Source organism: Streptomyces sp. URMC 123 (genome assembly GCF_051386515.1).
GTDB lineage: Bacteria > Actinomycetota > Actinomycetes > Streptomycetales > Streptomycetaceae > Streptomyces.
Genome location: NZ_JBPQTV010000652.1, coordinates 1 through 906 on the forward strand (window position 1 = coordinate 1; position 906 = coordinate 906).

A 906-nucleotide genomic window follows, 5' to 3' on the forward strand; every position below is an offset into this window, starting at 1 on the left:
GCGGGCGCCGTAGAAGACCTCCACGGGCCGCCGCCGGCCGTGTTCGGCGACATCCTCGACCAGCGCCTTGATGGGCGCGATGCCGGTGCCGCCGCCGAGGCAGAGCAGGCCGTTGTCGGAGGAGTGGTCCACCGTCATCGAGCCGGCCGGCGGCCCCAGTCGGATCACGTCGCCGGGCCGCGCCCGGTGCACCAGGGCGCCGGACACCCATCCCGCGGGCACCGCCCTGACGTGGAAGGAGAGCAGCCCGTCGGCGCGCGGCGCGGAGGCGAAGGAGTAGTGCCGCCACACCCGGGGCCACCAGGGCGTCTCCAGCGCGGTGTACTGCCCGGCGAGGAACGGGTACGGCTGGTCCGGCCGCACGGTCACCACGGCGATGTCCGAGGTCCGCACCTCGTGGCCGACGATCTCCGCCTCCCACCAGGGCGGGGAGATACGTTCATGCTCGGCGGCGGCGTCGATCATGATCTGGGAGACGGCGGTGTACGCGCGGACCCACGCGGCCTCGGTGTCCGCGCTCCAGCAGTTCGGCGCGTACCGGGCCAGCGCCGCGAGCAGGCACTCGCCGACGGCCGGGTAGTGCTCGGGCCGGGTCCCGTACTTGCGGTGGCCGCGCCCCAGGTGGGAGAGGTAGCCGGTGAGCGTCGCGGGGTCGTCGAGGTGCCGGGCGGCGGTCAGCAGCGCCCGGAACAGCCGGTCGCGCTGCGCGTCCATGGCGGCGGGGAAGAGCGCGCGCAGCTCGGGGTGGCGCAGGAAGAGCAGGGCGTAGAAGTACGAGGTGGTGCGGTCGGCGACGGGCTCGATCTCCGCCATGGTGCGGCGGATGAGGACGGCGTCGGCGTCGGTGGGCGCGGTTCCGGGCGGGGTTCCGGGCCCGGGCGCGGCCCCTGACCCGGCCGGGGGCGG

1 protein-coding gene is annotated in these 906 nt (G+C 75.5%); it reads right to left on the reverse strand.

All coding sequences use genetic code 11. The features are described 5' to 3' along the window. Positions 1-906: globin domain-containing protein (locus ACSNOD_RS31455; protein WP_436770483.1), on the reverse strand; the 906-nt coding region annotated here is incomplete at both ends.